Origin of the sequence: Erwinia sp. E_sp_B01_1, assembly GCF_036865545.1 — a bacterium.
Classification (GTDB): Bacteria; Pseudomonadota; Gammaproteobacteria; order Enterobacterales; family Enterobacteriaceae; genus Erwinia.
The window spans coordinates 3,250,565-3,268,068 of record NZ_CP142208.1; the positions used below are offsets into that span (position 1 = coordinate 3,250,565).

The 17,504-nt window shown below is 53.4% G+C and carries 17 protein-coding genes and 1 tRNA gene; 12 read left to right on the forward strand and 6 right to left on the reverse strand.

Annotated elements, in window-relative coordinates:
* The first annotated feature begins 78 nt into the window (after window positions 1–78).
* Genes VRC33_RS15350 through yejF form a run of 4 tightly spaced genes read left to right on the forward strand, consistent with a single transcriptional unit; the run spans window position 79 to window position 5,597 of the window.
* The gene (locus VRC33_RS15350) at window positions 79–1,887 is read left to right on the forward strand and encodes an extracellular solute-binding protein (RefSeq protein ID WP_338557184.1); all 1,809 of its coding nucleotides are present in this window, start codon (window positions 79–81) and stop codon (window positions 1,885–1,887) included.
* Window positions 1,888–1,897: 10 nt separating this feature from the next.
* A complete protein-coding gene (locus tag VRC33_RS15355) occupies window positions 1,898–2,989 on the forward strand; it encodes a microcin C ABC transporter permease YejB (RefSeq protein WP_338557185.1) in 1,092 nt (363 codons plus the stop codon).
* On the forward strand, window positions 2,989–4,014 hold the full coding sequence (locus VRC33_RS15360; protein WP_338557186.1) for a microcin C ABC transporter permease: 1,026 nt from the start codon (window positions 2,989–2,991) through the stop codon (window positions 4,012–4,014). The genes VRC33_RS15355 and VRC33_RS15360 overlap by 1 nt, the downstream gene beginning before the upstream one ends.
* On the forward strand, window positions 4,014–5,597 hold the full coding sequence (yejF, locus tag VRC33_RS15365; protein ID WP_338557187.1) for a microcin C ABC transporter ATP-binding protein YejF: 1,584 nt from the start codon (window positions 4,014–4,016) through the stop codon (window positions 5,595–5,597). The genes VRC33_RS15360 and yejF overlap by 1 nt, the downstream gene beginning before the upstream one ends.
* Before the next feature lie 57 nt (window positions 5,598–5,654).
* On the opposite strand, the gene VRC33_RS15370 is transcribed toward yejF, so the two are convergent.
* From VRC33_RS15370 to rsuA, 3 genes are all read right to left on the reverse strand, one after another.
* Entirely contained in the window at window positions 5,655–5,996 is a 342-nt protein-coding gene (locus tag VRC33_RS15370; protein WP_338557188.1) for a YejG family protein, read from the reverse strand.
* Window positions 5,997–6,509: 513 nt separating this feature from the next.
* Window positions 6,510–7,709, reverse strand: a complete 1,200-nt coding sequence (locus VRC33_RS15375) for a Bcr/CflA family multidrug efflux MFS transporter (protein ID WP_338564309.1) — start codon at window positions 7,707–7,709, stop codon at window positions 6,510–6,512.
* Window positions 7,710–7,744: 35 nt separating this feature from the next.
* A complete protein-coding gene (rsuA, locus tag VRC33_RS15380; RefSeq protein ID WP_338557189.1) occupies window positions 7,745–8,449 on the reverse strand; it encodes a 16S rRNA pseudouridine(516) synthase RsuA in 705 nt (234 codons plus the stop codon).
* 186 nt (window positions 8,450–8,635) lie between these two features.
* Between rsuA and VRC33_RS15385 the strand changes: the two genes are divergently transcribed.
* Both VRC33_RS15385 and rplY read left to right on the forward strand, forming a co-directional pair.
* A complete protein-coding gene (locus VRC33_RS15385) occupies window positions 8,636–10,390 on the forward strand; it encodes a DEAD/DEAH box helicase (protein WP_338564505.1) in 1,755 nt (584 codons plus the stop codon).
* A gap of 135 nt (window positions 10,391–10,525) precedes the next feature.
* Entirely contained in the window at window positions 10,526–10,810 is a 285-nt protein-coding gene (rplY, locus tag VRC33_RS15390; RefSeq protein ID WP_338557190.1) for a 50S ribosomal protein L25, read from the forward strand.
* A gap of 90 nt (window positions 10,811–10,900) precedes the next feature.
* On the opposite strand, the gene yejK is transcribed toward rplY, so the two are convergent.
* Window positions 10,901–11,905 carry a nucleoid-associated protein YejK gene (gene yejK / locus VRC33_RS15395; RefSeq protein ID WP_338557191.1) on the reverse strand — a complete coding sequence of 335 codons (1,005 nt, stop codon included), beginning with the start codon at window positions 11,903–11,905 and terminating at the stop codon, window positions 10,901–10,903.
* A gap of 157 nt (window positions 11,906–12,062) precedes the next feature.
* On the opposite strand from yejK, the gene VRC33_RS15400 reads away from it, so the two are divergent.
* The 3 genes from VRC33_RS15400 (at window position 12,063) to VRC33_RS15410 (ending at window position 14,214) form a co-directional block, all read left to right on the forward strand.
* A complete protein-coding gene (locus VRC33_RS15400) occupies window positions 12,063–12,290 on the forward strand; it encodes a YejL family protein (protein ID WP_338557192.1) in 228 nt (75 codons plus the stop codon).
* A gap of 15 nt (window positions 12,291–12,305) precedes the next feature.
* A complete protein-coding gene (yejM, locus tag VRC33_RS15405) occupies window positions 12,306–14,057 on the forward strand; it encodes an LPS biosynthesis-modulating metalloenzyme YejM (protein WP_338557193.1) in 1,752 nt (583 codons plus the stop codon).
* An 80-nt stretch (window positions 14,058–14,137) separates the two neighbouring features.
* Window positions 14,138–14,214, forward strand: a tRNA-Pro gene (locus VRC33_RS15410).
* A 108-nt stretch (window positions 14,215–14,322) separates the two neighbouring features.
* Here the strand turns inward: VRC33_RS15410 and VRC33_RS15415 are convergent.
* Complete coding sequence (locus VRC33_RS15415) at window positions 14,323–14,661, reverse strand: XRE family transcriptional regulator (protein ID WP_338557194.1); 339 nt, start codon at window positions 14,659–14,661, stop codon at window positions 14,323–14,325.
* Entirely contained in the window at window positions 14,651–15,010 is a 360-nt protein-coding gene (locus tag VRC33_RS15420) for a type II toxin-antitoxin system RelE/ParE family toxin (RefSeq protein WP_338557195.1), read from the reverse strand. Before VRC33_RS15420 ends, VRC33_RS15415 begins: the two co-directional genes overlap by 11 nt.
* Window positions 15,011–15,347: 337 nt before the next feature.
* Here VRC33_RS15420 and VRC33_RS15425 point away from each other — a divergent pair, with 337 nt between their 5' ends.
* The 3 genes from VRC33_RS15425 to VRC33_RS15435 all read left to right on the forward strand — a co-directional run bounded on the left by VRC33_RS15425 (window position 15,348) and on the right by VRC33_RS15435 (window position 17,387).
* Window positions 15,348–16,175 carry a benzoate transporter gene (locus VRC33_RS15425; protein WP_338557196.1) on the forward strand — a complete coding sequence of 276 codons (828 nt, stop codon included), beginning with the start codon at window positions 15,348–15,350 and terminating at the stop codon, window positions 16,173–16,175.
* Window positions 16,176–16,322: 147 nt separating this feature from the next.
* The gene (locus tag VRC33_RS15430; protein WP_338557197.1) at window positions 16,323–16,529 is read left to right on the forward strand and encodes a hypothetical protein; all 207 of its coding nucleotides are present in this window, start codon (window positions 16,323–16,325) and stop codon (window positions 16,527–16,529) included.
* Between the two features lie 72 nt (window positions 16,530–16,601).
* On the forward strand, window positions 16,602–17,387 hold the full coding sequence (locus VRC33_RS15435; protein ID WP_338557198.1) for a 4'-phosphopantetheinyl transferase superfamily protein: 786 nt from the start codon (window positions 16,602–16,604) through the stop codon (window positions 17,385–17,387).
* The last annotated feature ends 117 nt before the right edge of the window (window positions 17,388–17,504 follow it).

Below are 17,504 nucleotides of genomic sequence, written 5' to 3' on the forward strand. Positions count from 1 at the left end.
GATAATACGCATTGCCTCGCCGGTTCAGCTGCTGCTAATCTTGCACGGGCCGTATTTCTCAGGGAGCCGAATAACATTATGATCCTGCGCTGGTTTACCGGACTTTTCTTCAGCGTGATTGCTGTTGCCGCTCAGGCGGAAATTATTCATAAAAGTTATGCCTTCGCGCAGCTCGGCCAACCCAGATACAGCCCAAATTTCACTCACTTTGATTATGCCAGTCCTGCTGCGCCAAAAGGCGGGAGTGCCACCCTGTCGGCCATTGGCACCTTCGATAATTTCAACCGGTTTGCCATGCGGGGTAATCCTGGCGCCAGAACAGATACCCTTTATGACACGCTGTTTGCCAACTCTGAAGATGAGACCGGCAGTTACTACCCGCTGATTGCGCAGTTTGCCCGCTACCCGGACTCCAGCCGCTGGATTGAAGTGACGCTGAACCCCAACGCCCGTTTTCAGGACGGCTCAGCGATGACAGCAGCAGATGTCGCCTTTACCTTTCACAAGTTTATGACCGAAGGCGTACCGCAGTATCGCGTGTTTTACAAAGGCGTGACCGTAAAAGCGATCTCCCGACTGACCGTGCGTTTCGACCTCCCTGAAAGCGATCGTGACAAAATGCTGTCGCTGCTTTCCACTCCGGTATTCCCGGAGAAATTCTGGAAGGATCATAATCTCGGCGAACCGCTTTCCTCTCCGCCTTTATCCAGCGGTCCTTACCGCATCACCGCTTATAAAGTGGGCCAGTTCATCACTTATTCCCGCGTGAAAGATTACTGGGCAGCCAGTTTGCCGGTCAATAAAGGCCGTTTTAACTTCGATACGCTGCGCTACGATTATTACCTTGACGATAACGTCGCCTTTGAAGCCTTTAAGGCAGGCGCCTTTGATTTTCGCAGTGAGGGTTCGGCAAAGAAATGGGCCACGCAATATCGCGGTAAGAACTTTGAAAATCATTACATCACCAAAGATGAACAGCCCAATACCGTGACCACCCAGACCACCTGGCTGGCCTTTAATGTACAGCGGCCGCAGTTCAACGATCGCCGGGTAAGGGAAGCCCTTTCGCTGGCATTTGATTTTGAATGGATGAACAAGGCGCTGTTTTATGGGGCTTATAAACGCACCCAAAGTTATTTCCAGAATACCGACTATGCAGCGAGAGATTATCCGGATGCGAAAGAGCTGGAAATTCTGGCGCCGCTGAAGGGCAAAATTCCCGACGAGGTTTTTTCCAAGATCTACCAGCCCTCCAGAACGGATGGCAGCGGCTATGACAGGAAAAATATGCTTCAGGCGCTGGCGTTGCTGAAGCAGGCAGGCTGGGAAATCAAAAACCAGCGGCTCACCAATGTCAAAACGGGCCAAACCTTTCAGTTTGAGCTGTTACTGCGCAGCGGAGGAAACGATCAATGGGTGCTGCCCTTCCAGCATAACCTGAGCCGGTTAGGCATCACCCTGAACATCCGTCAGGTTGACAGTTCCCAGTATCTCGCCCGCCTGCGTAAGGGGGATTTTGATATGCTGCCTTCGCCCTATCCGGCGATGCCCTTCCCGGACAGCAATCTGCAGATTTACTGGGCCTCCTCTTTTATCGACTCCAGCTACAACCGCCCTCGGGTGGCGGATCCGGTGCTGGATGGTTTGATCGCCAGGATCAATCAGCACCAGGGCGATCAGGCTGCGCTTCTGCCGCTGGGGCGGGCGCTGGATCGGGTGCTGACCTGGAACTATTACATGATCCCGATGTGGTATAACGCCAACGACAGGTCTGCTTACTGGAACAAGTTTTCGATGCCAGCCACCCGGCCCACTTACGCTCAGGGCTTTGATAACTGGTGGTATGATGCCAATAAAGCCGCGCTGCTGCCGGCCCAACGTCGTTAAGGGGTAAAGTTTGGGCGCCTATTTACTACGCAGACTGCTGCTGATCGTCCCTACCCTGTGGGCGATCATCACTATCAATTTCTTCATCGTGCAAATTGCGCCAGGAGGCCCGGTCGATCAGGCGCTGGCGAACGTTGAATTTGGCCAGACTACCGGTATGCCTGGCGGCGGGAACGCCGGTGAAAGCCACGGCAGAGCCAGCCTGAATGCCAACCCAGGCGACAGCCAGTATCGGGGTTCACGCGGGCTGGACCCGGAAGTGATAGCCGAGATAACCAAACGTTACGGCTTTGATAAACCCCTGCATGAGCGCTATTTCACCATGCTGTGGAACTACATCCGCTTTGATTTCGGCGACAGCCTGTTTCGCAGCAGCTCGGTTATCCAGCTGATTAAAGAGAGCCTGCCGGTCTCTGTCACTCTGGGGCTCTGGAGCACGCTCATCATCTATCTGGTGTCGATCCCGCTTGGGATTAAAAAGGCGGTGCGCAACGGCAGTGCTTTTGATATCTGGAGCAGCACGCTGATCATCGTTGGCTACGCCATCCCCTCTTTCCTGTTTGGTATCCTGCTGATCGTGCTGTTCGCTGGCGGCAGTTATCTGGACTGGTTTCCGCTGCGGGGGCTGGTCTCTGCACAGTTCGACTCGCTGCCGTGGTATGGCAAAATCACCGATTACCTCTGGCACATTACTCTGCCGGTGATTGCCACCGTGATTGGCGGCTTTGCCACTTTGACGATGCTGACCAAAAACGCCTTTATGGATGAAATCCGCAAGCAGTACGTTGTGACCGCGCGGGCTAAAGGGCTGGATGAGAGCAAAATTCTCTATCGGCACGTTTTTCGTAACGCGATGCTGCTGGTTATCGCCGGTTTTCCGGCCACGTTTATCAGCATGTTCTTCACCGGATCGCTGCTGATTGAGGTGATGTTCTCACTCAATGGCCTTGGGCTGCTGGGCTACGATGCCACCATTCAGCGGGACTATCCGGTGATGTTTGGCACCCTCTATATCTTCACCCTGATTGGCCTGCTGCTGAACATCCTCAGCGACATCACCTATACGCTGGTCGATCCGCGTATCGATTTTGAGGGACGCTGATGAGCCGTTTAAGCCCCGTAAATCAGGCGCGCTGGGCGCGATTCCGCCATAACCGCCGTGGTTACTGGTCACTGTGGATCTTCGCCATGCTGTTTGTACTTTGTCTTGGTGCCGAGCTGCTGGCCAATGAAAAACCGCTGCTGGTGCATTATCACGACCGTACCTATTTCCCCCTGCTGATCAATTATGAAGAGAGTGATTTTGGTGGGCCGCTGGCAACGGCGGCTGACTATCAGGATCCCTGGCTTAAATCGCGCATCGATAAAGAGGGCTGGGCAATCTGGGCACCGATCCGCTTTGGTGACGGCACGATCAATTTTGCCACAGCCGTGCCTTTCCCCTCTCCTCCTTCAGCGCAAAACTGGCTGGGGACCGATGCCAACGGCGGGGATGTGCTGGCGAGGATCCTGTATGGCATGCGGATTTCGCTGCTGTTTGGCCTGATGCTGACGCTGATCTCCAGCATCATCGGAATTGTGGTGGGGGCGACTCAGGGCTATTACGGCGGCAAAGTCGATTTGTGGGGCCAGCGGTTTATTGAGGTCTGGTCCGGGATGCCCACGCTGTTTCTGATCATTCTGCTGTCGAGCGTGATCCAGCCGGGATTCTGGTGGCTGCTGGCGATAACCGTGGTGTTTGGCTGGATGCAGCTGGTGGGCGTGGTCAGGGCGGAATTTCTGCGCACACGCAACTTTGACTATATCCGTGCTGCCCAGGCGCTGGGCGTCAGCGACAGCAAAATTATGTCGCGCCACATGCTGCCCAATGCGATGGTCGCCACCCTCACCTATCTGCCGTTTATTTTATGCGGCTCAATCACTACGCTGACCTCGCTGGATTTTCTGGGGTTTGGGCTGCCGCTGGGCTCCCCTTCGCTCGGAGAGCTGCTGTTGCAGGGCAAAAACAACCTGCAGGCCCCCTGGCTGGGGATCACGGCCTTTTTCTCACTGGCGATCCTGCTGTCGCTGTTGATCTTCATTGGTGAGGCGGTACGCGACGCCTTTGATCCCAGTAAGGTGTACTGATGTCACTGCTGACCGTTAAAAATCTGAGCATTGCCTTCCGTCAGGCGGGCGTGGAGCGGCAGGTGGTGACCGACCTGTCGCTCTCTGTAGAAGCTGGCGAAACGCTGGCGCTGGTCGGCGAATCCGGTTCCGGGAAAAGCGTCACCGCGCTTTCGATGATGCGTCTGCTGCCAACGCCGCCGGTAGTCTATCCCCAGGGCGAAATTCTGTTTGCCGGTCAGGATGTATTGCGGGCCGATGAACGCACGCTGCGTGGCCTGCGCGGCAACCGGATGGCGATGATTTTTCAGGAACCTATGGTCTCGCTCAATCCGCTGCACAGCATTGAAAAGCAGCTGTATGAAGTGCTGTCGCTGCATCGGGGAATGCGTAAAGAGGCGGCTAAAGCAGAAATGCTCAGCTGTCTGGATCGCGTGGGGATCCGTCAGGCGGCAAAACGTCTCAACGATTTTCCGCATCAGCTTTCCGGCGGCGAGCGTCAGCGGGTGATGATAGCTATGGCGTTGCTGACGCAGCCGGAGTTGCTGATTGCCGATGAGCCCACGACCGCACTGGACGTGACGGTGCAGGCGCAAATTCTGACCCTGCTCAGGGAGCTGAAGCAGGAGATGAATATGGGGCTGCTGTTTATCACCCATAACCTCAATATTGTGCGCCAGCTGGCAGACAACGTGGTGGTAATGCGGCATGGCAGGGCCGTTGAGAGCAATACTACCCTGCCGTTATTCAGCGCTCCGCAGCATCCTTATACTCAGGCGCTGTTAAATGCTGAGCCTGAAGGTCGTCCTGAACCGGCAGAGAATGAAGCCCCGCCTTTGCTGCGGGTGGAAAATCTTCAGGTCGCCTTTCCGATCAAACAGGGATTATTACGGCGGATAACTGGCTACCACCATGCGCTTAAATCGCTGAGTTTTACGCTGCGGCCCGGCGAAACTCTGGGGCTGGTTGGCGAGTCGGGGTCTGGCAAAAGCACTACCGGGCTGGCCCTGCTGCGTCTGATCCCCTCCCGGGGTGAGATCTGGTTCAGAGATCAGCCGCTTCATCAGTGGGATCGCCGCCAGATGCTGCCGGTTCGCCGTCAGGTGCAGGTCGTTTTCCAGGATCCCAACTCTTCCCTGAATCCACGCCTTAACGTTTTACAGATCATCGCAGAGGGGTTGCAGGTGCACCATCCTGACCTGACGGCGGCAGAGCGTGAAGCTAAAGTGATTGAGGCGATGGAGGAAGTGGGTCTGGATGCCGCAACGCGTCACCGTTATCCGGCGGAGTTTTCCGGCGGTCAGCGCCAGCGTATTGCTATCGCCAGGGCGCTGATTTTGCAGCCTCAGCTGATTATTCTGGACGAGCCAACCTCATCCCTTGACCGTTCCGTGCAGAAGCAGATCCTGGCTCTGCTGAAGAAGCTTCAGCAGAGCCACCGGCTGGCCTATATCTTTATCAGCCACGATTTGCAGGTGGTGCGTTCGCTGTGTCATCAGGTTGTGGTGCTGCGCGAAGGGGAAGTTGTGGAACAGGGGGAGTGTGAACAACTCTTTGCCGCGCCTGCGGCGGAGTACACCAGGCAACTTCTTTCGCTGGCCTGACAAGCTCGCGGCCTGAGTAAGCCAGTCAGATACTCAGGCTCAGGCTCAGGCTCAGGCTCAGGCAGAAGCATCCCGGAAAGTTTCAGCAATGCCTACCCCAAAGTTTTTCAGGCGGCAGGTCGTGGTGCATTCATCCTCACGGGAAACAAACAGACAAGGCTCCCCTGCCCACTCCACCACGGCACAATCGAGCTGGATTTCGGCCAGCGCGTCCTTGATCATCTGCATAATGTCCCACGCCTGCCTGCCCTGATGGCTGAGCAGCGTAAGCCCGATCAAATCATCGTCTGCAAGCACTCCGTTCAGGATCAGAGGTTCGACACAAGTGCCGACTGGCCCTGCCCCCCAACGGTAACTTTGCGGCAAACGGTGTACCACAGAATTTTGTAACGTATTCACCCGAACTCCCCAGACCGGTAGAGGTAGCGCTGAAGTGGCTACCCGGCATTTTTAAACTGATGCAAAGCCATCACCGGTTTGTGCTCCTGCCCCGGCAGTGAAAAGGAGTTATTTTTTGCGAACTAACTCTCATTTTAATCTTATGTTTACCGCGTTAACGGCGGGATAACAACCATTATGTTGCATAACGGTAACTTTTCCGCTTGGTTATTTTCACAAATGAATAACATTATGCATAAAAAAGAATTGGTCTGCGCAAAGGGAATTGCAGCGCTGGATAAAAACAGCGTCGTTTGAGAGCAGGAACTCAGGTGTTATGCGGGCAAGAAACTCAGGTGATATGCGGGCAGGAAATTTCGGTGTCATGCGGGCAGGGAATTTTGGTGTTATGCGGGCAGGAAATTCCGGTGTTATGCGGGCAGGAACTCAGGTGTTATGCGGAAAGTATGTTGCAGTGCAACGAGAAAGCTTTGCCGGAAGGAAGCTGCGCGCCTGTCCGGCGCGCAACATGATTCAGCTGGCCACAGTATGACGCGGACGTGTTGCGTGAATAAACAGCAGGATGGAAAGCGTGGCGCAGATAAAAATAGACCCCACCATAGGCCAGGCGCTGTTAAATGAGAGGGTGGATAACAGAGCGCCCACCAGCGCACCTACACCAAACCGCAGCGTCCCGGCGAGTGAAGAGGCTGTCCCCGCCATATGCGGGAACTCTTCTAAAATCACCGCCATCGCATTTGACGACACCATCGCCACGCAGCCAATAAACATCGCCACGCCGAACACCAGCGGCAGAAAGCCCAGATTCAGCGCGCTGACTATCACCATCCAGACGCCCATAGTGAACTGTATCAGCAGACCGAAGCGGAACATCGCCAGCGGGCCAAAACGGCGCACCGAGCGGCTGTTAAGCAGCGTCATCAGGAACAGGAACACCACGTTAAGCGCGAAGTAGTAACCAAAATCCTGGGGTGAGATGTGGTTCAGCTCAATATAGACAAAGGGCCCGGCATTCAGAAAAGAGAACAAGCCGGCAAAGGAGAAGCCGCTGGCAAGCATGTAACTGAACACGCGCTTATGGCGGAACAGCGAAAGAAAGTTACGCAGCGTGGTTCGCAGATGAAATTTCTGCCGCTTATCTTTTGGCAGCGTCTCTTTAATCTGCGTGACCACCAGCACAGTGGTGATCACCGCCGCGCCAGAGATGGCCCAGAAAATGGCATGCCAGCTCCAGATCAGCAGCAGCCAGCCACCGACAATCGGGGCCAGTAAAGGCGCAATAGTCGTGACCAGCATGACAAAGGACATCATGCGGGAAAACTCCTCTTTCGAGTAGCTGTCACGCATCAACGCGCTGATCACCACACTGCCCGCCGCCGCCGATAAACCGTGCAGCAGACGCATAAAGATCAGCTGGTCGATAGTCTGCGACATGGCGCAGGCTGCTGCGGCAACCGCAAAAATCAGCGTTCCTGCGGCAATGACCGGCTTACGACCAAAACTGTCCGCCAGGGGGCCATAAAAGAGCTGGCCCAGCGCAAATCCCAGAATGTAGATATTCAGCGTCATCTGCACGCTGCCTGCCGACACGCCAAATTCACGGGCAATTTGCGGTAGCGCAGGCAAATACATATCAATCGACAACGGCATTAACATGGCCAACAGGCCCAAAATCACCACCAGTCCTACCGATGAGTTCTTGTCCTTACGCACCCTCATTGCTCCTTTCCTGTTTAGTTAACCTGCCGTTAGCGGGGAACAACCACGCTGGCAATTTCTTCTTCGGTCAGTGGACGGTATTCACCCGGCTCCAGATCTTCATCCATCGCGATCTCGCCGATGCGTTCCCGGTGCAGTGCCACAACGTGGTTACCCACGGCGGCAAACATCCGTTTTACCTGATGGTAGCGCCCTTCACTGATAGTCAGCCGCACCTGATTTTCACTGACGACTTCCAGCGTGGCAGGTTTGGTGAGATCTTTTTCATTGTGCAGCTGTACACCTCTGGCGAACTGCTCCGCGGTATCGTCCGCTAACGGATTTTCCAGCGTCACCAGATAGGTTTTTTCACAATGGTGGCGTGGAGAGGTGATGCGGTGAGACCACTGCCCATCGTCAGTCATCAGCACCAGGCCGGTGGTATCAATATCCAGACGCCCTGCCGCATGCAGTTTATAAGCGGTAGGCTCCTGCAGGAAATAGAGCACGGTAGGATGATCCGGATCGTCTGTAGAGCAGACATAGCCCTGCGGTTTGTTCAGCATGAAATAGCGCGGGCCAAACTGCTGTTGCAGAGGATTACCGTCGTATTCAACCTGGTTTTCCGGGGTCAGCTTGAACGCGATATCTCTGACCACTTCCCCATCAACGGTGACTTTACGTGCCCGCAGCTCACGAGCGGCAATCGCCCGGCTGACTTCCAGTTGCTGAGCTAAAAATTTATCAAGTCGCATTAAATCTGCACTGCCTGTTTGAGTTAAAAATGAAACCGACGTAGCCGCTAACGGCACGTTTAGAGAAAGAATCTCGAAATGAACCCACAGTATATCGGGAGTTAGCCCTCAGGCACAGAGGCTGAGGCGCACGATTGCGGCTTTCGTGGCATAATGCGGTTTTGCTCTCAGATCCCTCAAAAATTCATGTCGTTTACCCTACGTCCGTACCAACAGGAAGCCGTTGATGCCACGCTCAGCTACTTCCGCCGTTCGCATCAGCCCGCGGTCATCGTGCTGCCTACCGGCGCGGGCAAAAGCCTGGTGATCGCTGAGCTGGCACGGCTGGCAAGAGGCCGGGTACTGGTGCTGGCCCACGTGAAGGAGCTGGTGGCGCAGAATCACAGCAAATATCAGGCTTACGGGCTGGAAGCGGATATTTTCGCCGCGGGGCTGCAACGAAAAGAGAGCCGCAGCAAAGTCGTTTTCGGCAGCGTGCAATCTGTCGCGCGTAATCTGGCGCAGTTTGACAGCGAGTTTACCCTGCTGATTGTTGATGAATGCCACCGGATTAGCGATGCCGATGACAGCCAGTATCAGCAGATCCTCAGCCACCTGCGCCTGCGTAATCCTCATCTTCGCCTGCTGGGGCTGACGGCCACCCCCTATCGTCTTGGGAAAGGCTGGATTTATCAGTTTCACTATCACGGTATGGTGCGCGGCGATGAGAAAGCGCTGTTTCGTGATTGTATTTATGAATTGCCGCTGCGCTATATGATTAAACACGGTTTCCTTGTGCCGCCGGAAAGGCTGGACATGCCGGTGGTGCAGTATGATTTCAGCCGACTGACCGCTAACGAAAGTGGCCTGTTCAGCGAAGCGGATCTCAACCGTGAACTGAAACAGCAGCAGCGCATTACCCCGCATATTGTCCAGCAAATCGTCGAGTTTTCTCAGGATCGCGAAGGGGTGATGATTTTCGCCTCTACCGTGGAGCACGCTAAAGAGGTGCTGGGCCTGCTGCCCGGCAGTAAGGCGATGATCAGTGCCGGAACGCCGGGACCTGAACGGGATGCGCTGATTACCGCCTTTAAAGCGCGGGAGCTGCGTTATATGGTCAACGTCGCGGTACTGACCACCGGGTTTGATGCGCCGCATGTGGATCTGATTGCCATCCTTCGCCCCACTGAATCTGTCAGTCTTTACCAGCAAATCGTCGGCAGGGGGCTGCGCCTCTCTCCGGGAAAAACCGACTGCCTGATCCTGGACTACGCGGGCAACCCGCACGATATTTTCACCCCGGAAGTGGGCTCTCCCAAGGGCAAAAGCGACAATAAGCCGGTGCAGGTTTTCTGTCCGGCCTGCGGGTTTGCCAATACTTTCTGGGGGAAAACCACCGCCGATGGCACGATCATCGAGCACTTTGGCCGCCGCTGTCAGGGCGTGATGGAAGATGATGAAGGCGAACGGGAACAGTGCGATTTTCGTTTCCGCTTTAAAAGCTGTCCGCACTGCAATGCTGAAAATGATATTGCTGCCCGGCGATGCCACGACTGTGATGCCATTCTGGTGGATCCGGACGATATGCTGAAGGCCGCGCTGAAGCTGAAAGATGCGCTGGTACTGCGCTGTGCCGCCATGGTGCTGGAAAGCGGCTCAGATGAGAAAGGGGAATGGCTCAAGGCGCGTTACTACGATGAAGACGCTACTGAAGTCAGCGAGCGATTCCGGCTCAGCACACCCGCGCAGCGTACCGCCTTCGAGCAGATTTTTTTACGCCCCCATCAGCGTGCCCCAGGCGTGCCGCTGGGCTGGAAGAGCGCTGCCGATATTGTGGCTCTTCAGCCACTGCTGCGCCATCCGGACTTTGTGGTAGCCCGTAAGCAGCGCCACTACTGGCAAATCCGCGAAAAAATGTTCGATTACCAGGGGCGATACCGGCGCGCCAATGAACTCCGCTAGCGCCGTTTTTTAATACATTGCCCGGATAGCCGGAGTTGGGTATAATGCGCCCCGCTTTTGCTGTAGCAAAAGTTGAACACTCCAACCTGTTGCTGGGTCGCCTGTAGCAGGATAATCAGATAAAGAGATTGAACAATGTTCACTATCAATGCAGAAGAACGTAAAGAGCAGGGCAAGGGTGCGAGCCGCCGCCTGCGTACAGCTAACAAATTCCCGGCCATCATTTATGGCGGTGAAGCTGCAGCTGTAGCTATCGAACTGGACCACGACTCAGTGATGAACATGCAGGCTAAGCCTGGCTTCTACACTGACGTTCTGACAGTTGTTGTTGCTGGTAAAGAAGAAAAAGTGAAAGTGCAGGCTGTTCAGCGTCACCCGTTCAAGCCAAAACTGCACCACATCGACTTCGTTCGCGCTTAACAGCCTTTCGACATCGTTGTGAAGAAAACGCCGCTTATGCGGCGTTTTTTTTGCCTGCGTTTTCCGCGAGGTTTCCCCCGCGAAGCGCCCTTATTTTCCGCCGCTACGACGCTGCAGCTGATCCCGCAGATTGGGTGGCGTGCCTTTAATGGTCAGCGTGTCCGTGGCCGGATCCCAGAAAATGCGTTCCCCCAGCAGCAGCGCATCAAAGTTCAGCGTCATCCCTCCCCCGCTTCCGGCAAATTTAGTCAGCTGACGCAGCGTGCTGCGATCGGCCGGAAAACTCTCCTCCAGCTCATAGCCCTGCTCCTGAGTGAAAGCCTGGAAGGTTTTCTCGCCTACCGGTGCCAGCTCGCTGGACAGCCCGGCCAGCTCAATTTCTTCACCGGACTGCAACTGCTCATTGCAGTAGCTGTAGACCTGCTGACGGTAGTTCTGCCGTTCATTTTTATCGAGGCTGGCCTCTGAACAGTAATCATCCACTGCCTGCAGCAGGCCACGGTTTTGCGCTTTGGTATCCAGACCTACGCTGGCTCCCAGGAAATCCATAAAGAAATCCGAGACTTTACGGCCTACACGGCCACGCAGGAAAGTCAGGTAGCGCGTGGATTCCGGATTGGTTTCCCATTCGGTCAGATCGATGCGCGCCACAATGTCAGCATGGTTGATATCCAGATAGTGAGTACTGCTGATATCCAGCTCGTCGTTGACGCGCATACTGTTCTGGCTGTTCAGCACGGCAACCAGCAAATATTCAACCGCCAGGTAGCGGTAGTGACCGAACAGGACTATACCGCCTTCAGCAAACGGGTATTTAGCCAGCTCATCACGCAACCGTCCGGTGGCAGCACGGCTGAAGGCCAGGAAATCATCTTCCCCTTTGCGGCAGTTACGCAGCGCATCGGCCAGTTCGCTCTCTTCATTAAACAGGCCATAAGCCTTGCTCTTGGCGCTGTAAACACGGTGCAGCTCTTCCATCATCGCGGTGACGGGGGCGTTGGCAGGCAGCAATGATTCGCGCAGCACCACCTCCAGCGTCTGCTCGTCACGCTTAATCAACTGGTGGAGGGCAATCTGCTCGATATCCAGACTCATGGTAGACTCTCCTTTTCATGTAGGCGCGTATTCAATCACCGAGCGCCCCCGCAATCAACAGGCAACAACATTAACCTGCTGCTTACGAGAAAAGTGCAGAAAAAATCGCGCTTTTACGGTAAGATGCCGCCCTTTAATACTCATAAAATTCGACGTTATGCCACAATCATCCCGCTACAGTGACGACCGCGTGGAAAAACTCCTCGCAGAACTGGCCCATGTGCTTGAAAAAGACAAGGCCCCTACCGATCTTTCCCTGATGGTACTGGGAAATATGGTGACCAATTTGCTGAATACCAGCGTGGCACCCGCTCAGCGCCATTCGCTGGCTCGTTCATTCGCCGAAGCTTTACAGGCTTCCGTGCGCGATGATAAAGCCCATTAATGTGATGGCTGTGTAATGGTAACCAATCGGCAGCGCTACCGTGAAAAAGTCTCCCAGATGATCAGTTGGGGGCACTGGTTCGCCCTCTTTAATATCATCCTGGCTTTTGTTCTGGGTAGTCGTTACCTGTTTGTTTCCGACTGGCCAGCCTCGCTGGCCGGGCGTATTTATGCGTTCTCCAGCTGGATAGGCCATTTCAGCTTTATTGTTTTTGCCGCCTATCTGCTGATTATCTTCCCTCTCACCTTTGTGGTGATGTCGCAGCGGCTGCTGCGGTTCCTCTCGGCGATTATAGCCACCGCAGGACTCACGCTAATCCTGGTGGACAGCGCGGTCTTTAACCGGTTCCACCTGCACCTGAATCCGGTGGTCTGGCAGCTGGTGGTCAATCCCGATCAGAGTGAGATGGCGCGCGACTGGCAACTGATGTTTATCAGCGTGCCAGCGATCTTCCTGGTGGAGATGCTGTTTGCGACCTGGAGCTGGCAGAAGTTACGCAGCCTTAACCGGCGCAGCTTTGGCAAGCCGCTTGCCGTGCTGTTTATCGTGGCGTTTTTTGCCGGCCATCTGCTCTATATCTGGGCGGATGCCAATTTCTATCGCCCGATAACCATGCAGCGCTCAAATCTGCCTTTATCCTATCCTATGACAGCCCGTCGCTTTCTTGAGAAGCATGGTCTGCTGGATGCGCAGGAGTATCAGCGCCGCCTGGTACAGCAGGGAAATCCGGAAGCGGTGTCCGTTGCTTACCCGCTGAACGACATTACTTTCCGCGATAAAGGCACCCGTAGTAATTTACTGGTTATCACCGTTGACGGGCTGAATGAAGCCACCCTGGCCAAATCGCTGCCGCATTTGGCCCAGTTTGCCCGGCAGAACGTCAGCTTCACCCAGCATTTCAGCGCAGGGAACCGGGCTGACAGCGGCTTGTTTGGCCTGTTCTATGGCATCTCTCCCAGCTATATGGATGGCGTACTTTCTTCCCGGATGCCTTCCGTGCTGGTCGATTCTCTGGGGAAACAGGGCTATCAGTTTGGACTGTTTGCTTCGGACGGTTTCGCGTCTCCGCTTTATCGTCAGGCGCTGCTGGCAGACTTCTCGCTGCCGCCTTCGCAGACGCAGAGTAATTCGCAGACTACTGCACAGTGGCAGCGCTGGCTTGAAACCCAGAAATCTCAGAGCGCGCCGTGGTTCTCTTATCTCTCTCTGGGCGGTAACGACGCCGCTGATGGCAGCAGCAAAAACCTCGCCCGTCGGTATAACCGTACTGCGGCAGATGTGGATAAGCAGATTGAAACCGTACTGACGACTCTGGAAGAAAAAGGGTTACTGGAGAAAACAGTGGTGGTGATTACCGCAGAGCATGGGGTGGCGCTGGATGGCGACAGCAGCATGGGTAATCGCGCCAACCTGAAGGTGCCGCTGATTGTGCACTGGCCGAATACGCCAGCGCAGCAGGTCAGTAAACTCACCGATCATCAGGACATCATGACCACGCTGATGCAGCGCCTGCTGCACGTCAGCACGCCTGCCGTGGACTATTCTCAGGGCGAAGATTTGTTTGCCGCCCAGCGTAAACACAATTGGGTGGCCAGCAGTACCGATCGGCAGCTGGTGATCACCACGCCGGAAGTGACGCTGGTGCTGGATAACAACGGCAGCTATACCGCGTGGGATAAAAATGGCAACCGCCTGAAAGACCATAAGCCGCAGCTTGGCCTGCTGCTACAGGTCTTAACGGAAGAAAAACGCTTTATCGCAAACTGATGAGTTGGTTATTTTCATAGCAGTCAACGTGTTAGGTATTGCAATCACCGCTTTTTTGCGTAGTATTAGCTTCCACGTGTCGGCACGTAGCGCAGCCTGGTAGCGCACGGTCATGGGGTGTCCGGGGTCGGAGGTTCAAATCCTCTCGTGCCGACCAAAAATCCCAAAAAAAGCAGCCCCTGAGGCTGCTTTTTTTATGGGAAAAAATCGCAAGAGAAGCTGGGTAAAATAACCGGCGGTATACAGCGACTGTAATCAGCGCCATTTACTTAACTACCAGGCTTACTGATTTACCGATATGACCAAGCATGCCTACCAGTGAATCGAGGGTAAATTTTTCAGTTTTTTGATTTACCACATCAGATACACGCGGACGGGATACATGCATAAGTTTCGCCGCTTCCAATTGCTTATTTCCACTCTCTTCCATCCAAAGGGTAATTTCTTCCATGAGTTGGGCTTTAAGGGCTTTTGTCCGGGCAATATCAGCTTTAGACCGGGCAAGCAGCACAGCCGCTTCAGTGGGTTCAAAGCCGAGATCGGCAAAGATGTTGCCGCCAGCGGGGGTGATATGCCGTGTTTTAGTATCAATTTTAGTGGCCATTTTTTCTCCTTTCAGCAACCACACCCTTATAACGAGCTTTAATAATCGCTACATCCGGCTGACTGGTTTGCTGTGACTTTTTCTGAAAGCTGTGAAGGACATAAACAGCTTCTTCAAATTTTGCGACATAGATAACGCGGTACGCATTAGTCTCTTCTTCCAACCGGATTTCGATCACCCCTGAACCCCAGTCAGAAATGGGCTTGAAGTCAGTTGGATCGTCACCATTTTGGACTTTTCCAAGTTCAAAACCCGCATTTTTGATAACTTCTGAAGGAAATTCAAGAAGTTGCTCTTTAGAATTACCAATCCATTCAATTCTCTTTTCTAATCCGTAAAATGTATCCATCCTTGAACACTCCTGTCGTTACGTATAAAATATTATACGTAACTGGAGGTAATCTCAACACTGTGAGTGGCTTAAAGATCACAAACCGATAGATATTAAAATTTGAGATGTCCGACCTTTGATGGTTGCCTGAAGATTTCTTTTTTATGGCATACTTCTTGTAGGCTTTTTTAGTTAACTGATGTTCAAATATTCAGGCTGCTAGTTAAAAGACGTTATTTTTTAAGGTGCTACGTTTAGCGACCTTATTTATTCAAATCATGATGTGGCTCAGGATTTATACCCATCATTACTTTGATTTTACTAAAAATTTAAATCCCTGCCGCTGAGAATACTGATGATTTATGACTGTTTTTTGTATTACGATGAGGACATGCTGTTAAGTCTTCGCCTGAACACGTTATCTGACGTGGTCGACAAATTTGTCATTGTAGAATCCACCCATACCTTCACAGGTAAGCCTAAGCCGCTTAATTTCAAGCCCGAAAATTACCAGGCATTCAGCGATAAAATCATCTATGTGATATTCGATCAACCTCCGCATACCGATGCATGGCAGAACGAAGCTGATACGCGCAACGCTATTATGAATGGCCTGAAAGAGGCAAACAGCGAGGATACTATCCTGATTTCAGACGTCGATGAAATTTTCAATCCTCGCGTTATTCCGAAGATAAAGTCCAGTCAGCTCTGCACGATTTTTTATCAGAATTTCTACAATTATCAGTTCAATTTGCAGGTTTTCAATACCAATGGTTCACCTCGTCAATGCACGTTACCTAAAGCCGTAAACTACAGAAACCTGGTGAATTTTTTTGCAGGGCAGCCCGAAACGTTGCGCAACGTGAAGCGAAGTGCGATCAAAAGCAACTGGTTTAAATGGCAGTGGTTAAAATGGAACACCAGAATCATTCATGACGGCGGCTGGCATTTCTCCTGGATCATGACGCCACAGCGTATTGCTGAGAAAATGTCCGCAATCTCTCATACAGAGTATGATCTTCCTGAATTCAACAACGCTGAACATATCACCCGGGTGATTGAACAGGCTGAAGATATTTGGGGAAGAGACCGTAATCTGGTCGTTCAGCCCCTTACTCTGCCTGAATTTCCAGAGTATCTGGTCAATCATCAGGATAGCTTCACTCAGTTCATCAAAAAGTAGCTCCCCTTGATTACTTTGAACTTTCGCCGCAAACAACGTGGCGAAAGTCTCAAACCCACACGCTGCAACAAAACTGTCACAAGATCATCATACGCTGTCGCTACACTTTTCTGGCAAAAACAACACCATTACATCAGGTGACCGAAAATGGCGATAAACAAAGCGAAGAACTTCAAGGATGCAGATGAGATGCTGCATGCCGGGATAAATAAAGTAGAGCTGGCGTATGATATTGACTGTGATGATTTTTTCCGGCTTGCCAGCCACTGGTGTGACCGTGGAGCGAAAATCTCCCGGGGCGATGATCACTTTGTAGTGTCACTCAAAAAATTCGCTATTCCCCGTAACGACTGACCTCCTTTTGCTATCACGACCCTGACCTGCTTAAATTACCCTTCAACAGGATAAGCAGGTCAGGGAGGCACCATGCCGGTAAATAAACGCTTCAACTCCACTCTCACCCCCACGGGCAGAAAGCTGACGGATATCCCCCTCCCCGTCTCTCACGGGTTTCTCAGGGATGTGCAGTTCAGCTCACCAGCAGAACATCCTGATGTGTGTCTGATTCAGGCCTGCTGGGATTATGCCTGCTTCAGTGAACCGCTTTTTTCCTCGCTGGACATCCCCGCTCCCACCCATCTGAATAAAGCCGCGGCTAAACGCCGTGCGGAATATCTCGCCAGCAGAGTGCTGGTGCGCCATGCGCTGAGCCGTCTGGGAGCGGAACCCTGGTTGCTGATAAACGATGCTGACAGAGCGCCGGTGTGGCCACAGGGATTTGCGGGGTCGCTCTCTCACAGCCATCAGCGGATCGCCTTGCTACTGCTCCACACCGAAAGCGGCAAGCTTGCAGGCGTGGATTGCGAAAGGATAATGAAGCTGGAGACGGCGGAGGAGATGTACGCTGCGATTATTACGGAGGAAGAGAAACGGAGACTGCTGGAGAGTGGTTTGCCTTTTGCCACCGCCCTGACCCTGGCTTTTTCCCTGAAGGAGAGCCTGTACAAGGCCCTTTATCCGCAGCTCAGGCAGTTTATGGATTTCGGCTGCGCTGAGATTATTGCCTGCCAGCCCGATACGGGCGAAGTTCGACTGCGTCTGACGGCATCCTTTTCCAGTGAGTTCCCCGCAGGCAGGGAATTCACTGGCCGGGTCAGGCTGACCCCGACTGAAGTGCTGAGCTGGGTAATTGCTCGTCCATCCATAGATTAATGGCGATATTGGCTTTGATGAACCACAGGCAGCAGCCTGCCATCTTTCTCAGACCAATGGCCTCGCTCTTACCCGCCCGCTACCAGTGCCCGCCTTCAGCTTCCTGAAAGTTATCTT